The sequence below is a fragment of the Streptomyces javensis genome, from assembly GCF_039525925.1.
Taxonomy (GTDB): domain Bacteria; phylum Actinomycetota; class Actinomycetes; order Streptomycetales; family Streptomycetaceae; genus Streptomyces; species Streptomyces asiaticus.
This window is the reverse complement of record NZ_BAAAIF010000032.1, coordinates 84844-109841: the sequence shown is the minus strand read 5'-3', so window position 1 is coordinate 109841 and position 24998 is coordinate 84844. Positions and strand designations below refer to the sequence as shown.

Below are 24998 nucleotides of genomic sequence, written 5' to 3'. Positions count from 1 at the left end.
GGGAGGCCGTGGTGCCGGGCGCGGCTGGGCCGTCGGTGGCGCAGGACGGGCCCGGCGCCGGGCCGCGGGTGCGGGTGGAGGCCGAGGGACGGCCCGGGGCCGGGCCGCCCGGTGAGCTGTCGGGCGCGGTGGTGCGCGAGTACGGCCCCGCGCCCGCGCCCGCGCACGGAGGCGGGGGCGGGGACGACGGTCCGGCGGGACGGGGACGGGGCGTACGGCTGACGGTCGAGGTGGGCGTGGCCGACTCCGATGGCCTGCTCCGCACCCTGCTGACCGCCGACCCGCCCTGGCACATCCGCGCGGTGACGGCCATCGACGACAACGACCCCCAGGAGCCCGCCCGCGGGGCGAAGGAGAAGGCATGACCGCGCTGCTGCGCTATCAGGCGGCCCTGCTGGCCCGCTCGCACCGCTGGCTGCCGCCGTTGCTGCTCTACGGCGCGTTCCTGGGGATCGGGGTGCAGAGCGGGCAGCCGATCCTCGACTCGCTCGGCTACGCCGCCGCCGCGCTGCTGCCCGTCGCCGCCTGGCTGGTGCGGGTGTGCGTCACCCAGGAGCCCGCCGCGGCCCGCGACTGCGCCTCGGCTGCGGTGGGGCCGGGCCGGGTGCACCTCGCCTCGGTGCTGACCGCGCTGGGCGCGGCGCTGGTGCTCGGCACCGCCGGGACGCTGTTCGTCGCGGCGGTCAGCGATCCGTACACCGCGGATCACCTGCACGAGATCCCCGTGCCCGAGGCGACCGTCTCCGGGCTGCTCACCGCGGTCGCGTGCGCGCTGCTCGGCACGGCCGTCGGCGCGCTGTGCAACCGGCCGCTGCTGCGCCGCCCCGGCTGGGCGATCCCGGCCACGCTGCTCGCCGCGCTGCTGGTGTCGGTGGCCGGTGCCTCGCCCGCGAACGCCGCGGTGTCGGGGCTGGTCGACGGCTCGCACAGCGGCACCGTGCCGATGCCCCTGCTGCCCCTGGCCCTGACCGGCGCGGCCGCCGCCGGGGCGACCGCGCTGGCCTGCGCGCTGAGCTCCCGCCGGTCGTAGGGTTCGGGTCATGGACGACCGTAAGGACCTTGACCGTAAGGACCTTCCCGAGGGCCCGCCGTACGCCGACTGCGTGCAGTGCGGCGAGCCCACCGAGTACCCCGCCGCGCGCCCCGGAGCGACGCTGTGCCCCGTCTGCGAATGGCAGGAGGCCCAGCGCACGGCGTGCTCCGGCTGAGCGCTCGCCGGAAGTGCCCTGACCTGCCGTCGATCGTCTGCGGCGCGGTCGTGGCTGATCGCGCCCACGCGGCGGAGCCGCATAGCGACACGGCCCCGCGCCCCTTCGGGGCGCGGCCGAACGTCCGCCGATCTGCTTGGCGCGCTGTCCGGACACAGGCGCTAGCGGCGCCAGGGCCCCGTCACCGCGAACGTCGTGCCCGGGGTGTAGCAGTTCACGTACATCGTGCGGCGGTCCGGTGCGAAGGTGACGCCCGCGAACTCACCCCACTCCGGCTCCTCCGGTGTGCCGATGTTCTGCCGCCCCCGCGCCATCGCGTAGACCTCGCCGCGCCGGGTCACCCCGAAGACATGCTGCGCGCCGTTGCCGTCCTCGCAGACCATCAGGCCGCCGCTGGGCGCGAGCGTGATGTTGTCGGGGGACTCGCCGGGGAGCTGGACATCCGTCTCGGGGCCGAAGACGATCACCAGCGTGAGGCGCCGCCGGTCGGGGTCGTAGCGCCAGATCTGGCCGAAGTGGTCGGCCGCCGAGCCGTCCGCGCTCTTGGCGAAGCTGGAGACGAAGTAGACCGACGTACCGCCCCAGTAGCACCCCTCCAGCTTCTGGGCGTGGGTGATGCCTCCGGCCCCGAAGTCCTGGAAGCGGATGGGGGTTTGGCGGGCCAGCGGATCGGGGACGTCCACCCACTCGACGCGGTCGAAGGCGGTCCCCGGCTCCTGGATGGTGGACAGGTCGGGCACCCCCGGCACCCGTAGCGCCTGAAGCTCACCGCCCGCGCGCAGCGAGCCGATGCCGCCGAGCGGCTTCTTCGGCCGGAAGCGGTAGAAGAGCCCGAAGGGCTTCTCGAAGGCGTCTTCGGTCTCGTAGACGACGCCGCTGCGCGGATCGACCGCGATGGCCTCGTGCTGGAAACGGCCCATGGCGGTGAGCGGGACGGCGCCGGTGCGGCGCGGATCGTGGGGGTCGACCTCGAAGATGAAGCCGTGGTCCTTGGTGTAGCCGTTCGTACCGGCCCGGTCCTCGGTTTCCTCGCAGGTCAGCCAGGTGTGCCAGGGGGTGGGGCCGCCCGCGCAGTTGACCGCCGTGCCCGCGATGGCCACCCGCTCGGACAGCACGTGGTTGCCGGAGTCGAGCTCCAGGGCGGTACAGCCGCCCAGGCCCATCGGGTCGTAGGTGAGGCCCTGCACGGCCGGGACGCGGATCGCGGCGTCCGGACGGTTCTCGTGGTTGCGGACCAGATGCGTACGGCCGCGGTGGCCGCCGGCGCGGCCCGGGAACGCGGCCATGCCGTCGCAGTGGCTGGGGACCTTGCCCTCGCCGGAGCGGAGTTCGTCGCCCTCGCGCGAGAGCACCCGGTAGCGGAATCCCTCCGGGAGGTCGAGCAGTCCGTCGGGGTCGGGGACCAGGGGGCCGTAGCCGTCCCGGCCGAGTGGTGGGGAATCCGGTTCGGCGGCCGCGGCCGTCCCGGCGAAGAGCTCGGAGACGCTGCCGGTGAAGGCGATCGAGGCGATGGTGGCCCCCAGCGCGCCGGTGCGGCCGAGAAGCTGACGTCGTGTCGCTGACATGCGGTAACTCCCTGCTGGCGGACAGAGAAGATGACCGGACGTGTGTATCACGCGCGCGAGCGCGCGGGAACCATTCGATCAGGATGCGCGTCGATCAGCGATGCGTCTCGATCAGCGATGCGTCTCGATCAGCGATGCGCGTCGATCAGCGATGCGCGGGAACCATCCGGTCAGCGCTCGTGCGACGCGTCGGCCAGTCCCTTCGCGTCCCGGGCCAGGGCGGTGAGCCGGGATATCGCCCGGAAGTACTTCTTCCGGTAGCCGCCGCTCAGCATCTCCTCGCTGAAGAGCTGGTCGAACGGCACCCCGGAGGCCAGCACCGGCACCTCGCGGTCGTAGAGCCGGTCCGCCAGCACCACCAGCCGCAGCGCGGTCGACTGGTCGGGGACCGGGGTGACCCCGGTCAGGCAGACGGCCTGGATGCCGTCGCACATCGCGCCGTAGCGGCTCGGGTGCACCTGAGAGAGGTGGTCCAGCAGGGCGGGGAAGTCGTCCAGGGAGGCGCCGGGGACGTGGTGCGCGGCCCGGGTGACCGTCTCGTCGGAGTGCGGCGCCGGGGCCGCGGGGAGGCCGCGGTGGCGGTAGTCCTCGCCGTCGATGCGCAGCGTGCGGAAGCGGGCGGACAGCCCCTGTATCTCGCGCAGGAAGTCGGCCGCGGCGAACCGGCCCTCGCCCAGCTTGCCGGGCAGCGTGTTGGACGTCGCGGCGAGCGCCACGCCCGCCTCGACCAGCTTGCCCAGCAGCGTGGAGACCAGGACGGTGTCCCCCGGGTCGTCCAGCTCGAACTCGTCGATGCACAGCAGCCGGTGCCCGCTCAGGGTCCGCACGGTCTGCTGGAAGCCGAGCGCGCCGACCAGGTTCGTCAGCTCCACGAAGGTGCCGAACGCCTTCAGCTCGGGGGCGGCCGGGGTGGCGTGCCAGAGGGAGGCCAGCAGATGGGTCTTGCCGACGCCGTAGCCGCCGTCGAGGTACATCCCGCGCGGGCCGCCGCTCGCGGCGGGCTTGGCCTCCCGGCGGAACCAGTGCCTGCGGCGCCCGCCCTTCGCGTCCGCTTCGCCCCCGAGCCGGGCGGCGAAGGCTCTCAGCGCCTCGACCGCCTCGGCCTGGCTGGGCTGGCCGGGGTCGGTGATGTAGTTGTCGAAGCTCACGGTGGCGAAGCGGGGCGGCGGCACCATCTCGGCGACCAGACGCTCCGCCGGAACCTGCGGCGCACGGGCGGTGAGGGCTGCTGGGGCTTCGGTGGCTTCGGCGGCTGTACGGCCTGCCGAGCCGGATGCGGTGGTTGGTGCAGACACGGATGTCCAGGGTAGTCGCTCTTCACCCGACCACTGTCCGAGAGGGAGGCATGTCACACTGCGGCCTATGCGACGCCTGTTCCCCGTGCCTGTTCCCGCGCCTGCCGAAACACCTGCCGAAACGTCCGCCGCGACGCCTGCTGAAACGCCCGCCGAAACGCCCGCCGAGGACCGCGAATGGGCCCTTGACGAACTGGCCGACGCCTATGCGTACCCGGAGCCGCCGCACGGCCCCTCCGGCGCCTATCTGCGGGCCAACATGGTGTCCTCGCTGGACGGGGCGGCCCATCACGACGGCCGGTCGAAGCCCCTGTCCTCCGACGCGGACATGCGGATCTTCGGGGTGCTGCGCGGGCTCGCCGACGCCGTGGTCGTGGGCGCGGAGACGGCGCGCCGCGAGGGCTACCGCCCGGCGCGCGCCCGGGAGGCGTTCGCCGAGCGGCGGGCGGCGCTCGGCCAGTCGCCCGCGCCCGCGATCGCCGTCGTGAGCGCGAGCCTGGACCTGGACTTCTCGCAGCCGCTGTTCACCGAGCCGCTGGTGCCGACGATCGTGATCACGGGCGCGACGGCCGCGGGGGCGCGGCTCGAAGCGGCCCGTGCGGCGGGGGCCGAGGTGGTCTTCGCCGGGGCGGGGCCCTCCGGGCGGGTGGACGCGGCGGCGATCGTGACCGCGCTCGCGGAGCTCGGCCACACCCGGCTGCTCACCGAGGGCGGCCCCACGCTGCTGGCGGAGTTCGCGGCGGCCGGGGTGCTGGACGAGCTGTGTCTGGCGGTGGCCCCCCTGGCCACCGCGGGGGACGCGAAGCGGATCATGAACGGCCCCGTGCTGGGGGAACCGGAACGCTTCACTCTCGCTTCCGTGCTGGAGGAAGCCGGGTTTCTTTTCACCCGCTACCGTCGGATTTACCAATAACTCATAAAAACGTCTGTAAACCCGCGAATGGGATTGCGAAGGAGAAGGGCATCCGCCGTGTTCACGAGCGTATTGATGATTGAGAAGCCCCTGACCCCCGCCGACGTGGAATTCGTCACTACCCTGCACGGCGATGACCCGATCTCCTTCGTCGTCCTGATGCAACCCCGGGGGAGCAAGGACCGGCTGCTGCGCGCGATCGACGACATCGCCCTCGGCGAGCTGGAGCAGGCCGCCCAGGAGGGGGAGGAGCCGGAGGGCAAGGAGGCGCTGGAGCCCGCCGAGCGGGCGCTGACCCACTCGGTGGCGGCGCTCGAGGCGGCCGGGAGCCGGGCCCGGGGCCATGTCGTCCAGCGCCATCCGCTGGAGGTGCTGCGCGGAGTGGTGGAGGAGACCCGGGCGGATGAGGTGATCGTGCTCACCGCCCCGCACTTCGTGGAGGAGTTCTTCCACCGGGACTGGGCCTCGCGGGCGCGCCACAAGGTGGGGGTGCCGGTGCTGAAGCTCTTCTCGCACTCGGTGGACGAGGACCAGCCCTCGGCCGGCGGCTGAGCCGCGGTCCCGGCCCCACTGGTCATCGGCTGAGCCGCGGTCCGGCCCCGGCCCCGGCGGTGATCGGCAGAGCCCCGGCCCCGGCCTCGGCGGTCCTCGGCTGAGCCCCGGCCCCCGACCCTCGGCCCGCCCCCGCGGCCATCGGCGGGGGCGGGCCGCCGGGGGTGCGAGAATCGGGCCGACAGCACACACCGCGAACCAGGGGAGACCCGTACATGGCACCGGCCGGCACCGCCTCCGACACGCTGGATCGACCGCACTTCATCGGCATCGGCGGCGCCGGGATGTCGGGCGTGGCGAAGGTCCTCGCCATGCGCGGCGCGCGGGTCTCGGGCAGCGACACCAAGGACTCGCCGATCGTCGGGGCGCTGCGTGAGCTCGGCGCGACGGTGCACATCGGCCACTCCACCGAGAACCTCGCCGCCGACGCCACCAGCGTCGTCGTCTCCAGCGCCATCCGCGACGACAACCTCGAGCTGGTCACGGCGCGGGAGCGCGGCATCCCGGTGGTGCACCGCTCCGACGCGCTCGCCGCGCTGATGGACGGCTCCCGGCCGATCGCGGTCGCGGGCACCCACGGCAAGACGACCACGACCTCGATGCTGGCCGTCTCGCTGCGCACCCTCGGCCTGGACCCGTCCTACGTCATCGGCGGCGATCTGGACGCCCCCGGCTCCAGCGCCCTCCACGGCGACGGCGAGATCTTCGTCGCCGAGGCCGACGAGAGCGACCGCAGCTTCCACAAGTACGCGCCCGAGGTGGCGATCATCCTCAACGTGGAGCTTGACCACCACGCCAACTACGCCTCGATGGACGAGATCTACGAGTCGTATCAGACCTTCGTCGGCCGGGTCCGGCCCGGCGGCGCGCTGGTGATCTCCGCCGACCACCCCGGCGCCCGTGAGCTGACCGCCCGGGTCGGCGGGCGCGACGGACTGCGGGTGCTCACCTACGGCGAGGACGCGGGCGCGGACGTGCGGGTCCTGGCCATCGAGCCGCACGGGCTGACCAGCGAGGTCACCGTACGGCTCGCGGAGTCCCTGGGCGGCGCCGAGCTCACCTTCACCGTCTCCGTCCCCGGCCGCCACTACGCGCTCAACGCCGTGGCCGCCCTCACCGCGGGCGCCGCCCTCGACGTCCCGGCCGTCGAGCTGGCCCCCGCCCTCGCCTCGTACACGGGCGTCAAGCGGCGGCTCCAGCTCAAGGGCGTCGCGGCCGGGGTGCAGGTGATCGACTCCTACGCCCACCACCCCACCGAGATCGCCGCGGACCTCGAGGCGATCCGCGGCGGCGCCGGGGAGGGCCGGGTGCTGGTGGTCTTCCAGCCGCATCTGTTCAGCCGCACCCAGGAGCTGGGCACCGAGATGGGCCAGGCGCTCGCGCTCGCCGACGCCTCCGTGGTCCTCGACATCTACCCCGCCCGCGAGGACCCGGTCCCCGGCGTCACCAGCGCCCTGATCATCGACGCCGCGGCCCGTCACGGCGCGGATGTGACCGCCGAACACGACCGGAACGCGGTGCCCGAGCTGATCGCCGGAATGGCGAAGCCCGGTGACCTTGTTCTCACCATGGGCGCGGGCGATGTGACGGACCTCGGTCCGGAGATCCTCGCCCGTCTGAAGAGCCCGGAGAACTGAGGAGGTCCGTCCCCATGGCGTACGAGATCGACAAGCCGGAGGAGCAGTGGCGTGCGGAGTTGACTCCGCAGGAGTACCACGTGCTGCGGGAGGCCGGTACCGAGCGTGCCTTCACCGGTGAGTACACCGATTCCAAGGCGGTCGGCGTCTACGCCTGCCGGGCGTGCGGAGCGGAGCTCTTCCGCTCGGAGACGAAGTTCGAGAGCCACTGCGGCTGGCCCTCGTTCTACGACCCGGCGGACAGCTCGGCCGTGGAACTGATCGAGGACCGCTCGCACGGCATGGTCCGCACCGAGGTGCGGTGCACCCGCTGCGGCTCCCACCTGGGCCATGTCTTCTCGGGCGAGGGCTACCCCACCCCGACCGACCAGCGGTACTGCATCAACTCCATCTCGCTGCGGCTGAGCCCCGAGGAGAGCTGAGCCTCCGGCTCATTGCCGTGAGCCGCAGCGCAGCACGGCGGCGGTCTCGGGCGGCAGTCTCAGCATGCCGTCCGGGCCCGGCAGCTCGATCCGCCGCCAGGCGGCCACCACCTCGGTGACCTCGCCGGTCCGGGGTCCGAGCCAGGTCTTGACCGGCCGGTCGCCCGGGTTGAGCAGGACCCGCAGCGGGCCGCGCTGAAAGCTGAAGCAGCCGTCCGAACCGGAGGACAGGCCCGTGTACGACCAGGTGGGGTCCGTCAGGGCCGGTTCGGTGCGGCGCAGCGCGATCAGCCGTCGGTACCAGTCGAGCAGCGCCCGGTGCGGCTCCCGCTCCAGCTCCCGCCAGTCGAGGCAGGACCGCAGCCGGGTGGCCGGGTCCTGGGGGTCGGGCACGTCCCCCGCCGCCCAGCCGTGGGCGGCGAACTCCCGACGGCGGCCGGACCGCACCGCCTCGGCCAGCTCCGGATCCTGGTGGTCGGTGAAGTACTGCCAGGGTGTGCGGGCACCCCACTCCTCCCCCATGAAGAGCATGGGGGTGAAGGGCGCGCACAGCACCACGGCCGCCGCACAGGCCAGCAGCCCGGGGGAGAGCCGGGCCGAGAGCCGGTCGCCGACCGCGCGGTTGCCCACCTGGTCATGGGTCTGGGCGTAGCCGAGCAGCCGGTGCGCGGGGGTGGTGTGGGTGTTCAGCGGACTGCCGTGGCGGCGGCCCCGGAACGCCGAATGGGTGCCGTCGTGGAAGAAGCCGCCCATCAGCGTCTTGACCAGGGCCCCGGGCCCCTCGGCGGCGAAGTCGGCGTAGTAGCCCTGCCGCTCACCGGTGAGGAAGGTGTGCAGGGCGTGGTGGAAGTCGTCGTTCCACTGTGCGTGCAGACCGTGGCCGCCCGCCTCGCGCGGGGCGGTGGTGCGCGGATCGTTGAGATCGGACTCGCCGATGAGGAACAGCGGGCGCCCGGTGCGGGCGGCCAGCGCGTCCACGGCGCCCGACAGCTCGGCCAGGAAGTGCCGGGCCCGGGTGTCGCGCAGCGCGTGCACCGCGTCCAGCCGCAGCCCGTCGAGGCGGAAGTCGCGCAGCCAGGCGAGCGCGCTGCCGATGAAGTACGCGCGCACCTCGTCGGAGCCGGGCGCGTCGAGGTTGACCGCCGCGCCCCAGGGGGTGTGGTGGGTGTCGGTGAAGTACGGGCCGAAGGCCGGGAGGTGGTTCCCGGAGGGGCCCAGATGGTTGTGGACCACATCGAGGACCACGCCGAGGCCGTGCCCGTGCGCGGCGTCCACGAAGCGCGCCAGCCCCTCAGGACCGCCGTACGGTTCGTGCACCGCCCAGGGCGCCACCCCGTCGTACCCCCAGCCATGGGTCCCGGGGAACGGGCAGACCGGCATCAGCTGCACATGGGTGATGCCCAACCCGGCCAGGTGCGGCAGCTGTTCGGCCGCCGCGTCGAAGGTGCCCTCATGGGTGAAGGTGCCGATGTGCAGCTCGTAGAGGACCGCGCCGGGCAGCGGCCGCCCGAACCACCCCCGCTCCCAGCGGAAACGGGAGTGGTCGACCACCGCGCTCAGCCCCTCCGGGCCGTCCGGCTGGCGGCGGGAGCGCGGATCGGGGAGCGGCGGGCCGTCGTCGAGCGCGAAGCCGTATCGCGTACCGGGCCCGGCCTCGGCCTCGGCCCGCCACCACCCGGCGCGGCCCGGGTCGGGCTCCATGGGGCGGTCCCGCCCGTCCACATGGAGCCCGACCCGCTCGGCGTGCGGCGCCCACACCTCGAACAGCACTGGCGTCTCCTCACCTCGACCTGGCTACGGTCCTCGACCTGACTCCGGTCCTCGACCATGCTGCGGGACGCGGCGCCGGCGGCGCAGCAGGACGGCATCGGTCAGTGGCGGGGATCGGTCGGTGGCGGGGATCGGTCAGCGGCAGGGCGACATGGAGCGCGGTCAGACGAGGTCGATGCGCTCCTGGGTAATGGGGTACCCCGCCCTGGCGAAGTGGGCGGCCATGGGCAGGTTGGGCTGGTCCGTCGCCGCCACGATCTTCGTGGCCCCCCGTTCCACCAGGTCGTGGGTGCACTCCACGAGCAGGTCGTACGCGTAGCCGTGGCCGCGCTGCTCGGCGACGACCCCTATGAAGCCCACGCACGGGCCCGACGGATTGTGTGTGGGCACCTGGATGCCGACCACCTCGCCCTCGGGCGTCCAGGCCAGCCGCCGCCACTCGCGCGGCGACGGACACCAGGAGAAGTAGTCCATGAGCTCCCGCACCGCGGCGTCGGCCCCTCCTCGTTCGATGGCGCGGCGGTCGTGGGCGTCGAGCGAGCCCGGCATGATGCGGCGCAGCACATCCTCGATCGCCGCGTCATCGGGCTCCGGCCGGAACTCAAGACGCCCCGGGCGGGCGGGCAGCCCGCACTCCGGCGTCCACTCATAGCGGTAGCGCTCGACCAGGGGCTCGAACCCGCCCGCCACGGCGGCGTCGACACGGGCCCGTGCGGCGGCCCGTACCTCGGGCCGGTCGCGCCAGCCGGCCGGGACCAGCAGGCTGTACTCGGCGTGCAGCGGTGCGGTGCGCAGCAGTTCGGCGGCGGCGTCGGCCTCGCCCTCGGCGAAGTCGAACCAGTCCAGGGCGATGGGCGCGGAGTCCTCCGGCCCGGCCCACCACGCGGCGCGGGCCACGACCCGCCCCTCGCGCAGCGCCACCCAGGTCCAGTCGGGGCGGTACTCGCCGCCCTGGCCGACGGTGGCATAGGTGTGACCGAGGGCGCCCCGGCCGACGAGCGCGGGCACATGCAGGTCATGGAACAGCTGGGCGTCGCCCTCGGTGAGGGGACGGATGACCAGATCGGTCATGGAATTCCTTCCAGGAGAGTGATGCGCTCCCGGTCGGATGCCATAGCGGCAGCTGCCTGATCGAACGAGGTGTGATCAGACGCGGGTACGCCCGGGGGACAGGGGGCGGGAGCGCGGAAACGTCGTGAGGTCCATTGCTCTCGCCTCCTTCCTCGATCAAGGGCGTGCCCGCACTCTATGGGCGCCGATGTCTCCGTGTCCACGGGGTTTTTCGGGTCAACGTCTTCCGTGCGGGGCCGGTCTGCCGCCCGCGAGGGGGAAGGAGCGGCAGACCGGCGCGCAGGATGAGGTGCACCTGACAGATCAATGAGCGGGTCGGAGCACCTGCGTGGACCGGTGTGAGACGCAGACTAGTGCACCATGCAGATCGGCGCGGCCGTTGTGTCAGGAGAGCCGCCGCCGGCCGTATAGCCGAAGGTCGTCGACGCCCCGGTGGCCAGTGAACCGTTCCAGTCGGCGTTGGTGACCGAGGCCGAGGAATCGGTGGTGGACAGCTTGCCGTTCCAGACGCTGTCGATCCGCTGCCCGGACGGCACCGTCCAGTCGACCATCCATGAGGAGATGGGCGTGGCACCGGAGTTGGAGACCGTCACCTCGGCCTGGTAGCCGCCGTTCCAGGTGCTGGTCACCTTCTGGGTGGCGGCGCACGAGGCCGTCGGCGGGTTGCCCGGCGGGTCCGTGGGGTCGCTGCCACCGCCGCCGCTGCCGGCGCCGGGGACCGTCACCTCGCCGTTGCCGCCGTCGAAGACCACGTCGGAACAGCTGTAGAAGGTCTCCTGGCTGTCCGAGCGCGTCCACACGGTGTAGATGATGTGGCGTCCGCTCTTGCCGGAGGGCAGGTTGGCCGTCCAGGTGTACTTGCCGTCCACCGTGCCGACCTGGCCGGACAGCGGCGGGTTCGTCACCGTGTTGAACGGCTGGTCCTCCAGGTCGTTCCAGGTGAGCGGCTTGGTCGGGTCGATGGGGCTCTTGGTGACGTAGCTGCGGAACGACCCCGGGTGCGCGGCCCAGGCGTTGTACGAGAACTGCATGGACTTGCCGGACGTCAGATGGGTCACCGGCCAGTCCTTGCTGCCCAGGTCGAAGCCGGAGAAGTCATAGACGGTGGCCGCGCCGCTGCACAGGTTGCCGTCCGGGATGAACCCCTTGGTGCGGCCCGCGCCGTCCGAGCGGAGCACCGCGAACCAGTTGTAGAAGGGTGTCGCGCCACTCTTGTCGTACGCGGCCTTGCACGCCGGGTTGGTCGGCTTGACCTCACCGGTCGAGGACAGGCTGTACTTCCAGCAGAGATAGGTGCGGCTGCCCGGCGCCATCGGTGCGCCGTGTGCGGAGGCGCTGCCGCCGGAGAAGAAGACGAGGCCCAGGGCGGGCAGGACCGAGAGCAGGACCAGAGTTACGGACCTGCGCGCGCGGGAGCCGCCCGGCGGGCGTGCGGATGAGGCGAGTGCCAGTGATCGTCGAGGCATTGCGCGTGCTTTCCCTTCGACGTGAACGGGTCAGGAACCGTCGGCGTGGGAGCGCTCCCAATTTCTTGGTGAACGTAGCGCGCCCCCGGGCAGCTGTAAATGCTTCAGGACATGAAGGCCGCAGGCTTTCTGGCGGGCCGTCAGGCAGGATGGTGAATGGACCGTTCCGGTAGGGCTGTCAGATCCGGACCAGCAGCGCCACCGGAAGCCGGGACAACAGCTCGTCCAGCGCCGCCGGGCCCTCGGCGGTACGCCCGGTCAGCAGGTCCCGCCAGCGGCCCGGTGGCAGCGGCAGCCGGGTGGCGCCCCAGCCGCCCGCCTCCGCCAGCCGCCGCGACAGCCGGGTGACCACGGTGACGGCGCCGCCGTGTGCGCCGTCCGTGCTGTCTGTGCCATCCCTGCCGTCTGCCCGTAAGAAGGCCACGCAGTGCCCGGCGGACGGACCGGAGGCGAGCAGCGGCGTATACGTACTCCCGGGGCCGAACCACTCCGGACGCTCCCGTCGCAGGTTCAGCGCCGCCCGGGTGAGCAGCGGCTTTTCGGCCGACGGGCCGTCCGCCGGTTCGCCGTCCAGCTCGGGTGGGCGGCGGTTGTCCGGGTCGACGAGGGCCATATAGACGCGCTCGGTGCCCATATAGAGGTCGGGAACGCCCGGCATGGTGAGCTGGAGCAGGGCGGCGCCGAGCGCGTTGGCCCGCGCCGGTCGGTCGAGTTCGGCGCCGATCGCGGCCCATGCCGACGCGTCGGCCGCGCAGGGCCCGGCCTCCAGGAAGGCGGTCACCTCCGCCTCGTACGCCGCGTTCTGCTCCGTCCACGTCGTCCGCAGCCCCGCCTCGCGCACCGCCTTGAGCACGGCCGGGACCAGCCGTTCGGCGTCCCCGTGGCCCAGTGCGAGCGCGGTCTGCCAGGCCGTCCAGGCCAGGTGCGGATCGGGGGCGGCGGCTGGGGCCGAGCGGGTCAGCTCCTCCACCGTACGGGCCCACCAGCCAGGGCATTCGGTGAGCGCCGCGAGCCGGGCCCGGGAGTCGGCACTGCGCTTGGTGTCGTGCGTGGAGAGCACCGTGCCGGTGGCGGGCCAGTCCCTCAGGCGCCGGGCCGCGAAGGCGTGGAACTCCTCGGGAGCCACGGCCGGCCGCCCCGGATCGCCGCCCACCTCGGCGGCCGACAGCAGCGGGGCGTAGCGGTAGAAGGCCGTGTCCTCGACGGACTTGGCGCGCAGCGCTGCCGCCGTCTGGGCGAAGCGGGCGCAGAAGTCGCGGTGGTCCGGGCCGTCCCCGAGCCCGCCCAGCGCCGCGTCCCGCACGACCCGCACCACCTGGGCCTCCTGCGCCACCGTGAACGCCTCCCGGGCGTCCGCCGCCGCCGAGCGCAGCATCACCGCGTCGCCGTCCGACGCGGGTGGGCCGCCCACGGAGACGTACGGACGGTAGACCGGCAGCCGCACCAGCAGCTTCCGGATCGCCGTGCGCAGCGCCCAGGGCGCGTGGTCGCGCAGCCGGGGATCGGCCGCGCAGATGCGCGCTGCGGTGCGCGTCAGCCGCTCCACCTCGGCCGCCAGCTCATGCGTGACCACCTCATGGGCGGCACGGCGGACCGTGGCGGCCCAGTCGCCGCCCAGGTCGGCCGGGGGAGCGGCGAACGCGCGGTAGAGGGCGGTCAGCTTCTCCAGACCGTCCGGGTCCACGAAGAGCCCGTCGATGTGGTGCAGCGCGTCATAGCCGGTGGTCCCGGCGACCGGCCAGGTGGTGGGCAGCGGCTCGTCCCGGGCGAGGATCTTCTCGACAACGGTCCAGCGGGCGCCGCCGTCTCCCGCCGCCGCGCGCACCGCACGGTCCAGCCGCCGCAGATACCCCTCCGGGTCGGCGAGCCCGTCCGGGTGGTCGATCCGCAGCCCGTCCACGACCCCGTCCCGCACCAGCTCCAGCAGCGTGGCATGGGTCGCGGCGAACACCTCCGGGTCCTCCACCCGCACCGCGATCAGCTCGGAGATGGTGAAGAACCGCCGGTAGTTGAGCTCGGTGCGGGCCAGCCGCCACCAGCCGAGCCGGTACCACTGGCCGTCCAGCAGCTCGGCGAGCGGCAGCCCCTCGGTGCCGGGCCGCAGCGGGAAGGCGTGGTCGTAGTAGCGCAGCGTCCCGTCCTCGACCCGCAGCCGGTCCCACTCCTCGCCGAGCGGACCGCCGAGCACCGGCAGCAGCACCTTGCCGCCGTGGGCCCGCCAGTCGATGTCGAACCACCGCGCGTACGGCGACTCCGGCCCCTCCCGCAACACCTCCCACAGCGGGGCGTTGAGCCGCTCGGGGGCGGGGGCGGCCATATGGTTCGGCACGATGTCGACGATCAGCCCGAGGCCGTGCGCCCGTGCCGTACGGGCGAGTGCGCGCAGCCCCTCCTCGCCGCCCAGCTCGGCCCGGACGGCGGAGTGGTCCACCACGTCATAGCCGTGGCTGGAGCCGGGCACCGCCTCCAGCACGGGGGACAGATGCAGATGGGAGACGCCGAGCGAGGCCAGGTACGGCACCGCTCGCTCCGCCGCCGCGAAGGGGAAGGCGGGCTGGAGCTGAAGACGATAGGTGGCGGTGGGTGTGCCGGGGTCAGCCGTCATATGAACGTACGTACCCACCAGGCGCGCCCCACCACAAAAAGGACATCTACTTGAGGGTTTCGATGACCCTTCGGGGTGAAGGCGCCAACGGGACGATGGGGTCGTTGGGGGAGCGGGAAGCGGCCGCCCGAATGCGGGCGACGCCCGGGCCGCCCGGCACCTCTTGCGGATATATATCGAGCGTCGATATATTCTCGATGCATGACGCGAAAGAATCCGTCTCTGACAGAGCCGCAGTTCTTCATCCTCGCCGCGCTCATGGACGGGCCGTTGCACGGCTACGGCATCATCAAGGCGGCCGAGACGGCCACTGACGGGCGGCTCCGGATCGCCGTCGGCACGCTCTACGGCGCGCTGGAGCGGATGGAGCGGGCCGGGCTGGTGGCCACCGACCACGAGGAGATGGTGGACGGGCGGGCCCGGCGGTACTACCGGCTGACCGAGGACGGCACCGAGTTGCTCGGCCAGGAGGCGCTGCGGATGCAGCAGGCGGCGGCTTTCGTCATCGGACGCTCACGGAATCGTGGGGTGGCGGAGGCATGAACCGTCTCCTGCTCGCGGCCTACCCCGCGTCCTACCGTTGTCGGCAGGGAGACGAGTTGCTGGCCTGTCTGGCCGAGGCGTATCCCGGCCGCGCCTGGCCTCCGCCACGGGAGATCGTGTCGTTGGTGCGCGGCGGGTTGGGGGCCCGCGCCCGTGCCGTCGTGGACGACACGGCACGGCCGTGGTGGCTGGACGGCGTTCATCTGGCGGCCCTCGCCCTCGCCGTGTTGGCACTCGTGCCGTACTTGCAGGACGTCTGGCACTGGACCCTGCACATCGATCCCGGCCGGCAGGCCATCTCGTTCCACTTCTCCGGCTGGTACCCGTGGGCGGAAGGGCCCGGAACGAAGACGCGACTGCTGCCCTACGGACTGCTGCCGCTGGTCTGCCTGGTCGCCCTGCTGCGCGGCAAGGCGTGGCTCGCGCTGCCGGCCGCGGCGGCGATGGTCTACGCCGGTGCCACTTTCCGCAGCTCCACCCTCTTCGGCCACGAAGGCAAGTACGGGCTGGGCTACTACGGGCTGGGCTCCCCGATCACGGCCCATGACCTGGCGCTGTCGGTGACGCTGTGCATCGCGTGCGCCGTGCTGGCGGTCTGTCGTACTGGCCGGCTGCGGCGTCACTCGTTCCGCTGGCTGGTGCCCGTGGTGCTCGCCATGTTCGTGGCCGGGAGCCTCCAGCTGACCGCTGTCAGTCCGGCCTTCCAGCGCGGCCTGTTCACCCTCGAAGTCGCCGCGTTGATCGCCGCGTGGGCGGCGACGGCCGTCACCGGCGACCGCCGGTGGCTGATTCCCGTCGCGGCCGTCGCGTTCATCCGTACGCAGGCGATCGTCGCCCGGCCGGACGGGTTCATGAATTCCCTGCCGACGCTGGTGGTCCTCGTCCTCCTGATCGCGCCTCTTCCGGCTCTGGCGATCGCCGCTCAGCGCAGGCAGGACCATTCGCTCGCCGGATAGCGGATCAGCACCGCGCACGAGGCACACGAAGAAGGAAAGCGATGACTCAACACGACAGCTCGACCCTGCCCGCACACCGCCCGGCCACCTCCGGCCAGACCCCGGAAGTCCGCGCCGTATCCGGCCCTTCGAGTACAAACGTATCCGGCCCTTCGAGTACAAAACGGCCGTGGATACCGCCTCTGCTGTACGCCCTCGGACTCCTGGCGATGTACCTGTTCGCCGTCTACACCCCGGTCGGACAGCGGGCCGAGAACGGGATCTTCAACAGTTCGGAGCCCGGCTCGCTGGATGCGTGGTTCTACCCCTTGTCGGGATCGGAGTTGGACTCGACGCCTATGCCGCCGATGGGGGAGAGCGCCGAACCCACTCTGATGGTGGGTCTGGCCGTCCTCGTGGTCCTCGCCCTGGTGGGACGGTACTGGTGGCCGGGGTGCGCGGCGCTCGCAATCGTCGTTCTCACCGCCGGGGGCGGCGAGGTGCTCCACAAGGTCCTGCCCCGCCCCGACCTGGTGAACGCCCGCGAGAATCTCGTCTTCCAGGGCTTCCCCAGCGGGCACGCGACCGTCCCCGCCGTGCTGACCCTCGCCGCCGTCCTCGTCGTCGCTCCTCGCATCCGCCCCTACGTCGCCGCGATCGGTGTGCTGTGGCTCGCCTGCGTCGCCTCCGCCTCCGCCACCATGGGCGGCCACCGGCCCAGCGACGTGCTCGGGGCGACCCTGATCGCCTGCACCTGCTCCACCCTCGCGACCTGGCTGCTGCCGCTGCTGCCGCGCGCCGCCGCACCAGACGTCATGCCGATCCCCCGTGCGCTGCCCGCCGTCGTCCTGGCTCTGTCGGCGGCCCTCGCCCTCGTCTGCGGCGCACGGGACGACTCCCTCACCCGGTCACTGACCTCCGGGGCGACGGGGTTCGTGTGCGTGGCCCTGGTCTGGTATGCCGCAGTGACACTGCCCTCGCGGCTCGCGCAGACCGCAGGCCGCGCCCCTCGGCCCAGGCGGGCCCCGGACCTATAAGCCCCTACGCCGGCCGCTGTAGCACCATCAGGCTGCGGTCCACCAGGGTCAGCCGGTCGCCCGCCGCCACCTTTGGTCCGCTGCCCGGCTCCACGCCCTCCGGTACCGCCGTGTCCACGATGAGCTGCCACTGCTTGCCGTGGTCGATGGGGACGACGAAGTCCAGCGGCTCGTGGTGGGCGTTGAAGAGCAGCAGGAACGAGTCATCGGTGATCCGTTCACCGCGCGCCCCGGGTTCGGAGATCGCGCTGCCGTTGAGGAAGACCGTGAGGGACTTGGCGTGCGCCGCCTGCCAGTCGCGTGGGGTCATCTCCTCTCCCTCATGGGTGAACCAGGCGATGTCCGACAGCTCGTCATGGGTGCCTTCCACCGGCCGCCCGTGGAAGAAGCGGCGGCGCCGGAAGACGGGGTGGTCGCGGCGGAGCCACACCAGTGAGCGGGCGAAGCGCAGCAGCTCCAGGGCCGAGCGGTCCTCCCATTCGCCGTCCTGCGCCTTGGCGTGATCGGGCCAGCGCACCCAGGACACCTCGTTGTCCTGGCAGTACGCGTTGTTGTTGCCGCCCTGGGTGCGCCCGAACTCATCGCCGTGGCTGAGCATCGGCACGCCCTGGGAGAGCATCAGGGTGGCGATGAAGTTGCGCATCTGGCGCTCGCGCAGCGTCCGCACCGCCGGATCGTCGGTCTCGCCCTCGACACCGCAGTTCCAGGACCGGTTGTAGCTCTCGCCGTCCTGGTTGGACTCGCCGTTGGCCTCGTTGTGCTTCTCGTCGTAGCTCACCAGGTCGCGCAGGGTGAAGCCGTCATGGCAGGTGACGAAGTTGACCGAGGCCAGCGGGCGCCGCCCGTCACCCTGGTAGAGGTCGGAGGAGCCGGTCAGCCGGGAGGCGAACTCGGCCAGCGTCCTCGGCTCACCGCGCCACAGGTCCCGAACGGTGTCCCGGAACTTGCCGTTCCATTCGGTCCACAGCGGCGGGAAGTTGCCGACCTGATAGCCGCCCTCGCCGACGTCCCAGGGTTCGGCGATCAGCTTCACCTGGCTCACCACCGGATCCTGCTGGACCAGGTCGAAGAACGAGGACAGCCGGTCCACCTCGTGGAACTGCCGGGCCAGCGTCGCCGCCAGATCGAAGCGGAAGCCGTCCACATGCATCTCGGTCACCCAGTAGCGCAGCGAGTCCATGATCAGCTGGAGCACGTGCGGGGACCGCATCAGCAGGGAGTTCCCGGTGCCGGTGGTGTCCATGTAGTACCGGCGGTCCTCGGTCAGCCGGTAGTACGAGGCGTTGTCCAGGCCCCGGAAGGAGAGCGTGGGGCCCAGGTGGTTGCCCTCGGCCGTGTGGTTGTAGACCACGTCCAGGATGACCTCGATGCCCGCCTGGTGCAGCGCCCGTACGGCCGATTTGAACTCCAGCACCTGCTGGCCCCGGTCGCCCCAGGAGGCGTACGCGTTGTGCGGGGCGAAGAAGCCGATGGTGTTGTAGCCCCAGTAGTTGGCCAGCCCGGCGTCGGCCAGCCGGTGGTCGTGGACGAATTGGTGCACGGGCATCAGTTCCAGCGTGGTGACGCCCAGCTCGGTCAGGTGTTCGATGATCGCCGGGTGGGCGAGCGCCGCGTAGGTCCCGCGCAGCTCCTCCGGCAGCCGTGGGTGGCGCATGGTCAGCCCCTTGACGTGCGCCTCGTAGATGACCATGCGGTGGTAGTCGGTGCGCGGCGGGCGGTCGTCGCCCCAGTCGAAGTACGGATTGACCACCACCGACGCCATGGTGTGCGGGGCGGAGTCGAGGTCATTGCGCTTGTCGGGCCGGCCGAAGTGGTAGCCGTAGACCTCCTCGCCCCACTCGATCCGTCCGCTGACCGCCTTGGCGTACGGATCCAGCAACAGCTTGGCGGAATTGCAGCGGTGGCCGAGTTCCGGTTCGTACGGGCCGTGGGCCCGGAAGCCGTAGCGCTGCCCCGGCATGATCCCCGGCAGATAGGCGTGGCGCACGAACGCGTCGGACTCCCGCAGCTCGACCGCCGTCTCCGAGCCGTCGTCGTGCAGGAGGCACAGCTCGATGCGGACAGCGGCCTCGGAGAACACCGCGAAGTTGGTTCCGGCGCCGTCGTAAGTGGCGCCAAGGGGATAAGCCTGTCCCGGCCAGACCTGCATACGTCGACTCTTCCACTTCTTCTCCGGGGGCCGCGAGCACCTCAGGCACCGGACGGAACACGACCGACCCTGCATCCTTTCCCAACTGCCGGGAGCCATCCGCTCTTTCGGCGGAACTTCCTCAAAAGTGAGGCAACCTACGGCCATTTCGGTTCGTCCTACCGGGTGACCCGACGCATACGCGTATCCCGCTATGCGGTCCGATAAGACGACAGGGGGGATTGGGGGAGGATGTGCGCAAGGTGATGCACCGCCACCTGGGCAAGGTGGTGGCAGGCGCGGCCGTGGCGATCACCGCCACGGCTGTCTTGGTCGGCGTGACGCTTCCGGGGAGCGCGTCCGGTGAGGAAGGCTCGGGTGGGGGACCCCAGAGCTCCTCGGCGGAGCAGGGCCAGGCGGCCCGGCAGCAGCCCGGAGTGGTGGAGGAGGCGCCCGAGCAGGGCAGATCCGGCAGCGGCCGCGATCCGCTGACCGACGACGAGATGAAGCGCGCCCAGAGCCTCGCGGCCGGGCGCGATTTCCGTATGAGCAGCGAGGACGTCAAGGGCGCCAAGGGCCCTGAGCGGCTCTCCACCGACCTCGCGGAGCTGAGCCCCGACGAGGTGGGGGCCGCCGACCCGCCGCGCCGCGCCGAGGTGACCTACTACGACTACAAGGACGACACCTACGTCACCAAGACGGTCGACCTCGGCAGCGGCAAGGTCACCGGCACCGACACCCAGCACGGGGTGCAGCCGCCGCCCAACCGCGACGAGGTGATGGAGGCCGTGCGGCTGCTGATGGCCGACAAGCTGGGCGAGGGGCTGAAGAAGGACTTCAAGGACGCCACCGGCAAGGCACTGACCCGACCGGACCAGCTGACCGCCACCGGCTTCGTCTACCGCGCGGGCGAGGGCAGCAACCCCGGTCCGGCCTCGGTCCAGGACTGCGGCAAGCACCGCTGCGTACGGCTGTTCACCCGGGTGGTGAACGGCCCCTGGATCGACACCCGGCAGATGGTGGTCGACCTGAGCGCCCACAAGGTCACCAAGCTCGGTTAAGGCCCGGTCCCAGCGTCTCGCACACCTCTCAACGCCCTATCACAGGAGTCTCCCCATGCCTGACAGCAGGCTCCGCCGCGCCCGTGCCCGGGTCGCGGCGGCCATCGGCGCCTCGGCGCTGCTCGGCACCGTGGCGATCGCCGCCGGGCCGGTCGGCAGCGCCCAGGCGGCCCCGCGGACCGCTGCCGCGGCGGACTGTAGCGCCCCGTACAGAATCGAGCAGAAGCTCGACGGCGGCACCACCTGGCGGATGTGCTGGCACTACGAGAGCAACGCCGGGCTGGTGCTCGACGACGTCTCGTACCAGCCCAAGGGCGAAAGCGCCCCGATCAAGGTGCTGACCTCGGCGAAGCTGGGCCAGATCCATGTGCCCTACGACGACGGCAGCAATGAGTACGACGACCTCACCGGACAGGGCTTCGGCCAGGGGCTCCAGCAGCTGGATCCGGCCGAGTGCCCCGGCGGCACCATCAAGACCGTGCGGGTGCCCGACGCCTGGGACCCCGATCACCCGAATGTGAAGGGCCTGTGCGCCACCACCCGGGCCCGCGGCCATGCCTACCGCATGGGCCAGGGCGGCTTCGGAGCGGGCAGCGAGAACAAGGTCTACCAGCTCCAGGGCAAGGACCTGCTGGTCTACACCGTCAACCAGGTCGGCTGGTACGAGTACATCACCGAGTGGCGGTTCGCCGGTGACGGCACCATGACCATGCAGGTCGGCGCCACCGGCACGCTCTCCCCGATGGACTACGACGCGGGCGACGGCCGCGGCTGGCCCATCGGCAAGGGCGCCAAGGACTACGCCACCAGCCATGCCCACAACGTCTTCTGGCGGCTGAACTTCGGGCTGGACGGCTCGCCCAAGAGCAAGGTCGAGCAGTACGACTCCAAGACCACCGCGACCTCGGGGCGGATCCCGAAGACCAAGACCACCCGCACCAAGGTCACCAAGGAGCTGGCCGGTGACGCGGCGGCGGCGCGGTGGTGGCGCGTGGTCAGCACGAAGGGCAAGAACAAGGACGGCCATCCGCGCAGCTACGAGATCGTTCCCGGCCACACCACCAAGTACCAGGGACGTAGTTTCACCAAACACGACGTCTACTTCACCGAGTACAACAAGTGTGAGCAGTTCGCCAGCAACAATCTGCGCAACTGCGGCGCCGGTGCCGGTAAGAGCGTCGACAAGTGGGTCAATGGCCAGACCCTCAAGCACCCGATCGTGTGGGTCAACATCGGGTTCCATCACATCGCCCGGGATGAGGACCAGGAGCCGATGCCGCTGCACTGGCAGGGCTTCCAGCTCTCCCCGCGTGATGTCACCGCTATGAATCCCCTCACGCCGCCTGCACTGTCCGGACACAACGGCCATACAGAAGAGGAACGTTGACCTGATAGGCAGGACCTGAGTGTCGCACCGCCCCCGCCAGCGCAGTAGTCTGCGGTGATCGTTGGACGGGGGCGGAAGGCGGTGCACAGGTGAGCTCGGGCGGGCTGGAGCTGCCCCCCGGTGACGGAGGTCCCGGGGGTGACGGCTCCACCGACGCACCTCCCGGCGCGGTGTCCCTGGTGCGGCCGATGGAGATCGGAGCGGAACTGGACTGGGGCGCCGACGCCTGGAGCGAGGTGCGCACACGCGCACGCCGGGCCGGGCGGGCCTATATCTGGCTCAACCTCGTGGAACAGCGGCTGCGCGCCGTCGTCAGCGCCGTGCTGCGGCCCATCTACGAACCGGTGCACGGCGAGGACTGGGTCATCGCCGCGGCCGGCCCCGCCGGGCAGGAATGGGTGCAGCGGGCGGTCGCCGTACGCGAGGTCAGCCGGCGCAAGGGCTATCTGCTCGACCCGGCCGACGACAATGTCGTCAGCTTCCTGACCCTGCCGCAGCTGCGGGAGCTCCTCGTCCAGCACTGGCCGTGCTTCGAGCCCTACCTCGACGACCGCCGCGAGGTGGAGCTGGCCCTGGACGAGCTGGAGGTCTCCCGCAACGTGGTCTCCCGCAACCGGGCCCTGTCCCAGACGGTCCTCGCCCAGGCCGAGCGGGCCTCCGCCCGGCTGCTGGAGATCCTCGGCAGCGGCACCGGCTCCCCCTCCGCCGAACGGCTGCCCATCGACGCCGTCGAGGACCTCGTCGGCGACCGTTACGCCGATGTGGTGGGCGTCCATTCCGACCGGGTCCGGCTACAGCGCCAGCTGCCCGCCGAGGACCTCTTCGGCAACGCCCGCCGCCTCGACGCCGTCGGCATCGGGCTCAACCTCCTGGTCCAGAACTACTCGGGCCGCCGACTGGTCCGGCTGGCCGAATCCGGCTGCCGGGCCCGGCTGCTCTTCCTCAACCCGGCGAGCAGCGCGGTGCGCCGGCGCGAGCGCGAACTGGGCCTGAAGAAGGGCGAGATGAGCCGCTCGGTGGAGATGAACATCCTCCATATGCGGCGGGTGCGCGCCCGGCTGCGAGACCCGGACGCGTTCGAGATCCACGTCTTCGACGAGACCCCCCGCTTCACCGCCTACCTGGTCAACGGCGACGGCGCGGACGGCCTCGCGGTCGTCCAGTCGTATCTGCGCAAGGCCCGGGGCATGGAGGCCCCGGTCCTGGTGCTGCGCGGCGGCGGACGGGGCCGCGATGTCGTCCGCGAGGGCGCGGCCGAGGAGGGCGAGGGCGGGCTCTTCGGGACCTACCGCGAGGAGTTCGAGAGCGTCTGGGCGGACTCCCGGCCGGTGTCCTGAACGGACGTCATGAGCCGGTGCCCTGGTACGGGGGGCGAAGGGCGCGGGCGGCCCACCGGCCCTCGGTGCGGCTGATGTGCACCGGGTGGTCGAAGCACTTGGTGATGTGGTCCGTGGTCACCACCTCCTCCACCGCACCCGCCGCCAGGCACTCCCCGGTGCGCAGCAGCATGGCGTGGGTGGTGCTGGCGGGCAGCTCCTCCAGGTGGTGGGTGACCAGGACCGTGGCCAGTTCGGGGTGGTCCCGGCGCAGGGTGTCCAGGCTCTCCAGCAGCTGCTCACGGGCGGCCAGATCCAGACCGGTGGCCGGTTCGTCGAGCAGCAGCAGCCGGGGGAGGGGCATCAGCGCCCGGGCGATCAGCACCCGGCCGCGCTGACCCTGCGACAGCGTCGGCCAGCGCGCGTCCAGCTTCCCGCCCATGCCGAGGGTGGTCAGCAGCCGGTCGGCCCGGTCGCGCTGGTCGGGGGTGGGGCGGTGGCGGGGGACCGGCTCCACGGTGTTGGTCAGCCCGGTGAGCACCACGTCCCGCACCCGCAGGGGGGAGCGCAGCGGATGCCGGGGGTCCACATGCCCCACGAACGACCGCAGCTCCCGCAGATCCACCCGCCCCAGCGTGCGGCCGAGGACCTCCACCGTGCCGCGCGTGGGGTGCACCAGCGCGCCCGCCAGGCTGAGCAGGGTGGACTTGCCCGCGCCGTTGGAGCCGAGCAGCGCCCAGTGCTCGCCCTGGTGGACGGTGAGCGAGATAGAGCGCAGCAGCGGGGTGCCGTCGCGCACCACATCCACCTCGCGCAGCCTGAGTACGGGGACGGCCGGGGCGGTCACGGGGCCGCCACCTCCTTCTTTTCACTGTTGTCGCTTTTGATTTCGCTTGTGTCGCTGTCGCTGTCGCTGTCGCTGTTGCTGCCGAAGAGCTCCATGACGGCCTCGAGATGGGAGACCGTGGCCGCGATCGCGGCGTCGGCGTCGCCGCGTGCCAGCCCGTCCAGCAGCTCGGCGTGGGCGCACGACACATCGGGCAGGGCCGGCTCGTGGCTGACCATCTCCACCAGCGCCTCGCGCAGCACCGGGAGGACGGAGGTGAGCAGGCCGAGCAGCACGGCGTTCCCGGACAGCTCCACCACGGTCCGGTGGAAGGCCAGATCGGCGTCGATGAAGGCGGCCGGATCGCCTCCGACCCGCTCCTCGCGCAGCGACAGGTGGTCCCGCAGCCGCCCGATGTCCTCGGGGCGGATGCGTCCGGCGGCCAGCCGGGCGGCCTCGACCTCGAGGGCGCGGCGCACCTCGTACACCTCGCGCAGCCGGGCCCGGCGCAGCAGCCGCCGCATATCGCCCTCCCCGGCGGGGGCCGGGGGCTGCGCGGCGTAGGTGCCCGAGCCGTGGCGCACCTCGACCAGCCCGTCATGGGCCAGCAGACGTACGGCCTCCCGTACCGAGGAGCGGCCGACGCCCAGTTCGGCGGCGAGCGCCACCTCGTTGGGCAGCCGCTCGCCGGGCCGCCAGCGGCCCTCGGCGAGCATCGTGCGCAGGGCGCTCTCGACCCGTGGCACCACGGGCCCGTGCCGCAAGCGTGCCGTCTCCGCCGCCACCGCGCCGCCTCTCCCTGAACGATCAACCGAGGACGGCGGGGACTCTAACACAGAGTCCTCAGACGTCTGAGGACTTGGTCCGGCGCACCGGCCGTTGTCAGTGGTGCATGGGAAGGTGGTGCACACATGGGGGAAGTACGACAAAGGGAGGGGCGGCCATGGGCTGGCACCGGGGGTTGCTGATCGGATTCGACCTGGAGACGACGGGCACCGATCCGCGCACGGCACGGATCGTGACGGCGGCCGTGGTCGAGGTGAGGGGCGGGGAGCCGGTCGGGCGGCGCGAGTGGCTGGCCGACCCTCAAGTGCCCATCCCCGAGGATGCCGTGGCGGTGCACGGGATCACCGGTGAGCGGGCGGCGGCTGAGGGCAGGCCCGCGCGCGAGGTGGTCGAGGAGGTCGCCGAGGTGCTGGTGGCCCACTGGCGGGCCGGCGCCCCGGTGGTGGCGTACAACGCGGCGTTTTATCCACGCACT

At 71.9% G+C, this 24998-nt stretch carries 21 protein-coding genes and 2 pseudogenes; 14 read left to right on the top strand and 9 right to left on the bottom strand.

The annotated features are described in order from the left end of the window. The 3 genes and pseudogenes from ABD329_RS26460 to ABD329_RS26450 all read left to right on the top strand — a co-directional run. Positions 1–365: pseudogene (locus tag ABD329_RS26460) on the top strand (hypothetical protein); the annotation flags it as partial. Then, a complete protein-coding gene (locus tag ABD329_RS26455) occupies positions 362–1030 on the top strand; it encodes an ABC transporter (protein ID WP_198281543.1) in 669 nt (222 codons plus the stop codon). The pseudogene ABD329_RS26460 and the gene ABD329_RS26455, both read left to right, overlap by 4 nt. Before the next feature lie 10 nt (positions 1031–1040). Then, positions 1041–1208, top strand: coding sequence for a hypothetical protein (locus tag ABD329_RS26450; RefSeq protein WP_198281544.1), 168 nt, complete (start codon positions 1041–1043; stop codon positions 1206–1208). 161 nt (positions 1209–1369) lie between these two features. Here the strand turns inward: ABD329_RS26450 and ABD329_RS26445 are convergent, their stop codons facing one another. Together ABD329_RS26445 and zapE are read right to left on the bottom strand one after the other, a co-directional pair. Continuing rightward, the gene (locus tag ABD329_RS26445; protein WP_198281545.1) at positions 1370–2773 is read right to left on the bottom strand and encodes a PhoX family protein; all 1404 of its coding nucleotides are present in this window, start codon (positions 2771–2773) and stop codon (positions 1370–1372) included. A 170-nt stretch (positions 2774–2943) separates the two neighbouring features. Beyond that, positions 2944–4068 carry a cell division protein ZapE gene (gene zapE, locus ABD329_RS26440; protein ID WP_198281546.1) on the bottom strand — a complete coding sequence of 375 codons (1125 nt, stop codon included), beginning with the start codon at positions 4066–4068 and terminating at the stop codon, positions 2944–2946. A 67-nt stretch (positions 4069–4135) separates the two neighbouring features. Between zapE and ABD329_RS26435 the strand changes: the two genes are divergently transcribed. From ABD329_RS26435 to msrB, 4 genes are all read left to right on the top strand, one after another. Beyond that, entirely contained in the window at positions 4136–4981 is an 846-nt protein-coding gene (locus ABD329_RS26435) for a pyrimidine reductase family protein (protein ID WP_344316995.1), read from the top strand. Positions 4982–5056: 75 nt separating this feature from the next. Further along, positions 5057–5533, top strand: a complete 477-nt coding sequence (locus ABD329_RS26430; RefSeq protein ID WP_198282482.1) for an indole-3-glycerol phosphate synthase — start codon at positions 5057–5059, stop codon at positions 5531–5533. Between the two features lie 215 nt (positions 5534–5748). After that, a complete protein-coding gene (murC, locus tag ABD329_RS26425) occupies positions 5749–7170 on the top strand; it encodes a UDP-N-acetylmuramate--L-alanine ligase (RefSeq protein WP_198277684.1) in 1422 nt (473 codons plus the stop codon). Positions 7171–7184: 14 nt separating this feature from the next. Further along, entirely contained in the window at positions 7185–7592 is a 408-nt protein-coding gene (msrB, locus tag ABD329_RS26420; RefSeq protein WP_037949428.1) for a peptide-methionine (R)-S-oxide reductase MsrB, read from the top strand. A 9-nt stretch (positions 7593–7601) separates the two neighbouring features. Here msrB and treZ read toward each other — a convergent pair whose 3' ends face one another. The 4 genes from treZ to treY all read right to left on the bottom strand — a co-directional run bounded on the left by treZ (position 7602) and on the right by treY (position 14504). Further along, the gene (gene treZ, locus ABD329_RS26415) at positions 7602–9362 is read right to left on the bottom strand and encodes a malto-oligosyltrehalose trehalohydrolase (protein WP_198277685.1); all 1761 of its coding nucleotides are present in this window, start codon (positions 9360–9362) and stop codon (positions 7602–7604) included. Between the two features lie 162 nt (positions 9363–9524). Continuing rightward, complete coding sequence (locus tag ABD329_RS26410) at positions 9525–10433, bottom strand: GNAT family N-acetyltransferase (protein WP_198277686.1); 909 nt, start codon at positions 10431–10433, stop codon at positions 9525–9527. Between the two features lie 350 nt (positions 10434–10783). Then, entirely contained in the window at positions 10784–11899 is a 1116-nt protein-coding gene (locus ABD329_RS26405) for a lytic polysaccharide monooxygenase (RefSeq protein ID WP_198277687.1), read from the bottom strand. 178 nt (positions 11900–12077) lie between these two features. After that, positions 12078–14504: a malto-oligosyltrehalose synthase gene (treY, locus tag ABD329_RS26400; RefSeq protein WP_198277688.1), complete on the bottom strand. Its 2427-nt coding sequence runs from the start codon at positions 14502–14504 to the stop codon at positions 12078–12080. Positions 14505–14705: 201 nt separating this feature from the next. Between treY and ABD329_RS26395 the strand changes: the two genes are divergently transcribed. The 3 genes from ABD329_RS26395 to ABD329_RS26385 are packed head-to-tail and all read left to right on the top strand — an operon-like array spanning position 14706 to position 17019. Next, on the top strand, positions 14706–15047 hold the full coding sequence (locus ABD329_RS26395) for a PadR family transcriptional regulator (RefSeq protein WP_198277689.1): 342 nt from the start codon (positions 14706–14708) through the stop codon (positions 15045–15047). Then, positions 15044–16003 (top strand): hypothetical protein, encoded by a 960-nt coding sequence (locus ABD329_RS26390; protein ID WP_198277690.1) that lies wholly within the window; start codon positions 15044–15046, stop codon positions 16001–16003. Before ABD329_RS26395 ends, ABD329_RS26390 begins: the two co-directional genes overlap by 4 nt. Before the next feature lie 41 nt (positions 16004–16044). Then, positions 16045–17019, top strand: coding sequence for a phosphatase PAP2 family protein (locus tag ABD329_RS26385; protein WP_198277691.1), 975 nt, complete (start codon positions 16045–16047; stop codon positions 17017–17019). Positions 17020–17023: 4 nt separating this feature from the next. Here the strand turns inward: ABD329_RS26385 and glgX are convergent, their stop codons facing one another. Continuing rightward, positions 17024–19168, bottom strand: a complete 2145-nt coding sequence (gene glgX, locus ABD329_RS26380) for a glycogen debranching protein GlgX (protein ID WP_198277692.1) — start codon at positions 19166–19168, stop codon at positions 17024–17026. A gap of 233 nt (positions 19169–19401) precedes the next feature. On the opposite strand from glgX, the gene ABD329_RS26375 reads away from it, so the two are divergent. The 3 genes from ABD329_RS26375 (at position 19402) to ABD329_RS26365 (ending at position 22932) form a co-directional block, all read left to right on the top strand. Then, positions 19402–20208, top strand: a complete 807-nt coding sequence (locus tag ABD329_RS26375) for a Tat pathway signal sequence domain protein (RefSeq protein ID WP_309142744.1) — start codon at positions 19402–19404, stop codon at positions 20206–20208. A gap of 55 nt (positions 20209–20263) precedes the next feature. Next, a complete protein-coding gene (locus ABD329_RS26370) occupies positions 20264–21595 on the top strand; it encodes a copper amine oxidase (protein WP_198277693.1) in 1332 nt (443 codons plus the stop codon). Positions 21596–21684: 89 nt separating this feature from the next. Then, entirely contained in the window at positions 21685–22932 is a 1248-nt protein-coding gene (locus ABD329_RS26365) for an SAV2148 family HEPN domain-containing protein (protein ID WP_198277694.1), read from the top strand. A 7-nt stretch (positions 22933–22939) separates the two neighbouring features. Here ABD329_RS26365 and ABD329_RS26360 read toward each other — a convergent pair whose 3' ends face one another. Continuing rightward, a complete protein-coding gene (locus tag ABD329_RS26360) occupies positions 22940–23758 on the bottom strand; it encodes an ABC transporter ATP-binding protein (protein ID WP_344316993.1) in 819 nt (272 codons plus the stop codon). Then, positions 23755–24501 carry a FadR/GntR family transcriptional regulator gene (locus ABD329_RS26355; protein ID WP_246618770.1) on the bottom strand — a complete coding sequence of 249 codons (747 nt, stop codon included), beginning with the start codon at positions 24499–24501 and terminating at the stop codon, positions 23755–23757. The genes ABD329_RS26360 and ABD329_RS26355 overlap by 4 nt, the downstream gene beginning before the upstream one ends. Positions 24502–24680: 179 nt before the next feature. Here ABD329_RS26355 and ABD329_RS26350 point away from each other — a divergent pair. Continuing rightward, positions 24681–24986: pseudogene (locus ABD329_RS26350) on the top strand (exonuclease domain-containing protein); the annotation flags it as partial. Positions 24987–24998: the final 12 nt, after the last annotated feature.

Excerpts from the sequence above, each read along its gene's own strand:
- ABD329_RS26455 (WP_198281543.1), top strand. The coding sequence starts at position 362 with ATGACCGCGCTGCTGCGCTATCAGGCGGCCCTGCTGGCCCGCTCGCAC.
- ABD329_RS26450 (WP_198281544.1), top strand. The coding sequence starts at position 1,041 with ATGGACGACCGTAAGGACCTTGACCGTAAGGACCTTCCCGAGGGCCCG.
- ABD329_RS26445 (WP_198281545.1), bottom strand. The coding sequence starts at position 2,773 with ATGTCAGCGACACGACGTCAGCTTCTCGGCCGCACCGGCGCGCTGGGG.
- ABD329_RS26435 (WP_344316995.1), top strand. The coding sequence starts at position 4,136 with ATGCGACGCCTGTTCCCCGTGCCTGTTCCCGCGCCTGCCGAAACACCT.
- ABD329_RS26430 (WP_198282482.1), top strand. The coding sequence starts at position 5,057 with ATGATTGAGAAGCCCCTGACCCCCGCCGACGTGGAATTCGTCACTACC.
- murC (WP_198277684.1), top strand. The coding sequence starts at position 5,749 with ATGGCACCGGCCGGCACCGCCTCCGACACGCTGGATCGACCGCACTTC.
- msrB (WP_037949428.1), top strand. The coding sequence starts at position 7,185 with ATGGCGTACGAGATCGACAAGCCGGAGGAGCAGTGGCGTGCGGAGTTG.
- ABD329_RS26410 (WP_198277686.1), bottom strand. The coding sequence starts at position 10,433 with ATGACCGATCTGGTCATCCGTCCCCTCACCGAGGGCGACGCCCAGCTG.
- ABD329_RS26405 (WP_198277687.1), bottom strand. The coding sequence starts at position 11,899 with ATGCCTCGACGATCACTGGCACTCGCCTCATCCGCACGCCCGCCGGGC.
- treY (WP_198277688.1), bottom strand. The coding sequence starts at position 14,504 with ATGACGGCTGACCCCGGCACACCCACCGCCACCTATCGTCTTCAGCTC.
- ABD329_RS26395 (WP_198277689.1), top strand. The coding sequence starts at position 14,706 with ATGACGCGAAAGAATCCGTCTCTGACAGAGCCGCAGTTCTTCATCCTC.
- ABD329_RS26390 (WP_198277690.1), top strand. The coding sequence starts at position 15,044 with ATGAACCGTCTCCTGCTCGCGGCCTACCCCGCGTCCTACCGTTGTCGG.
- ABD329_RS26385 (WP_198277691.1), top strand. The coding sequence starts at position 16,045 with ATGACTCAACACGACAGCTCGACCCTGCCCGCACACCGCCCGGCCACC.
- glgX (WP_198277692.1), bottom strand. The coding sequence starts at position 19,168 with ATGCAGGTCTGGCCGGGACAGGCTTATCCCCTTGGCGCCACTTACGAC.
- ABD329_RS26370 (WP_198277693.1), top strand. The coding sequence starts at position 20,264 with ATGCCTGACAGCAGGCTCCGCCGCGCCCGTGCCCGGGTCGCGGCGGCC.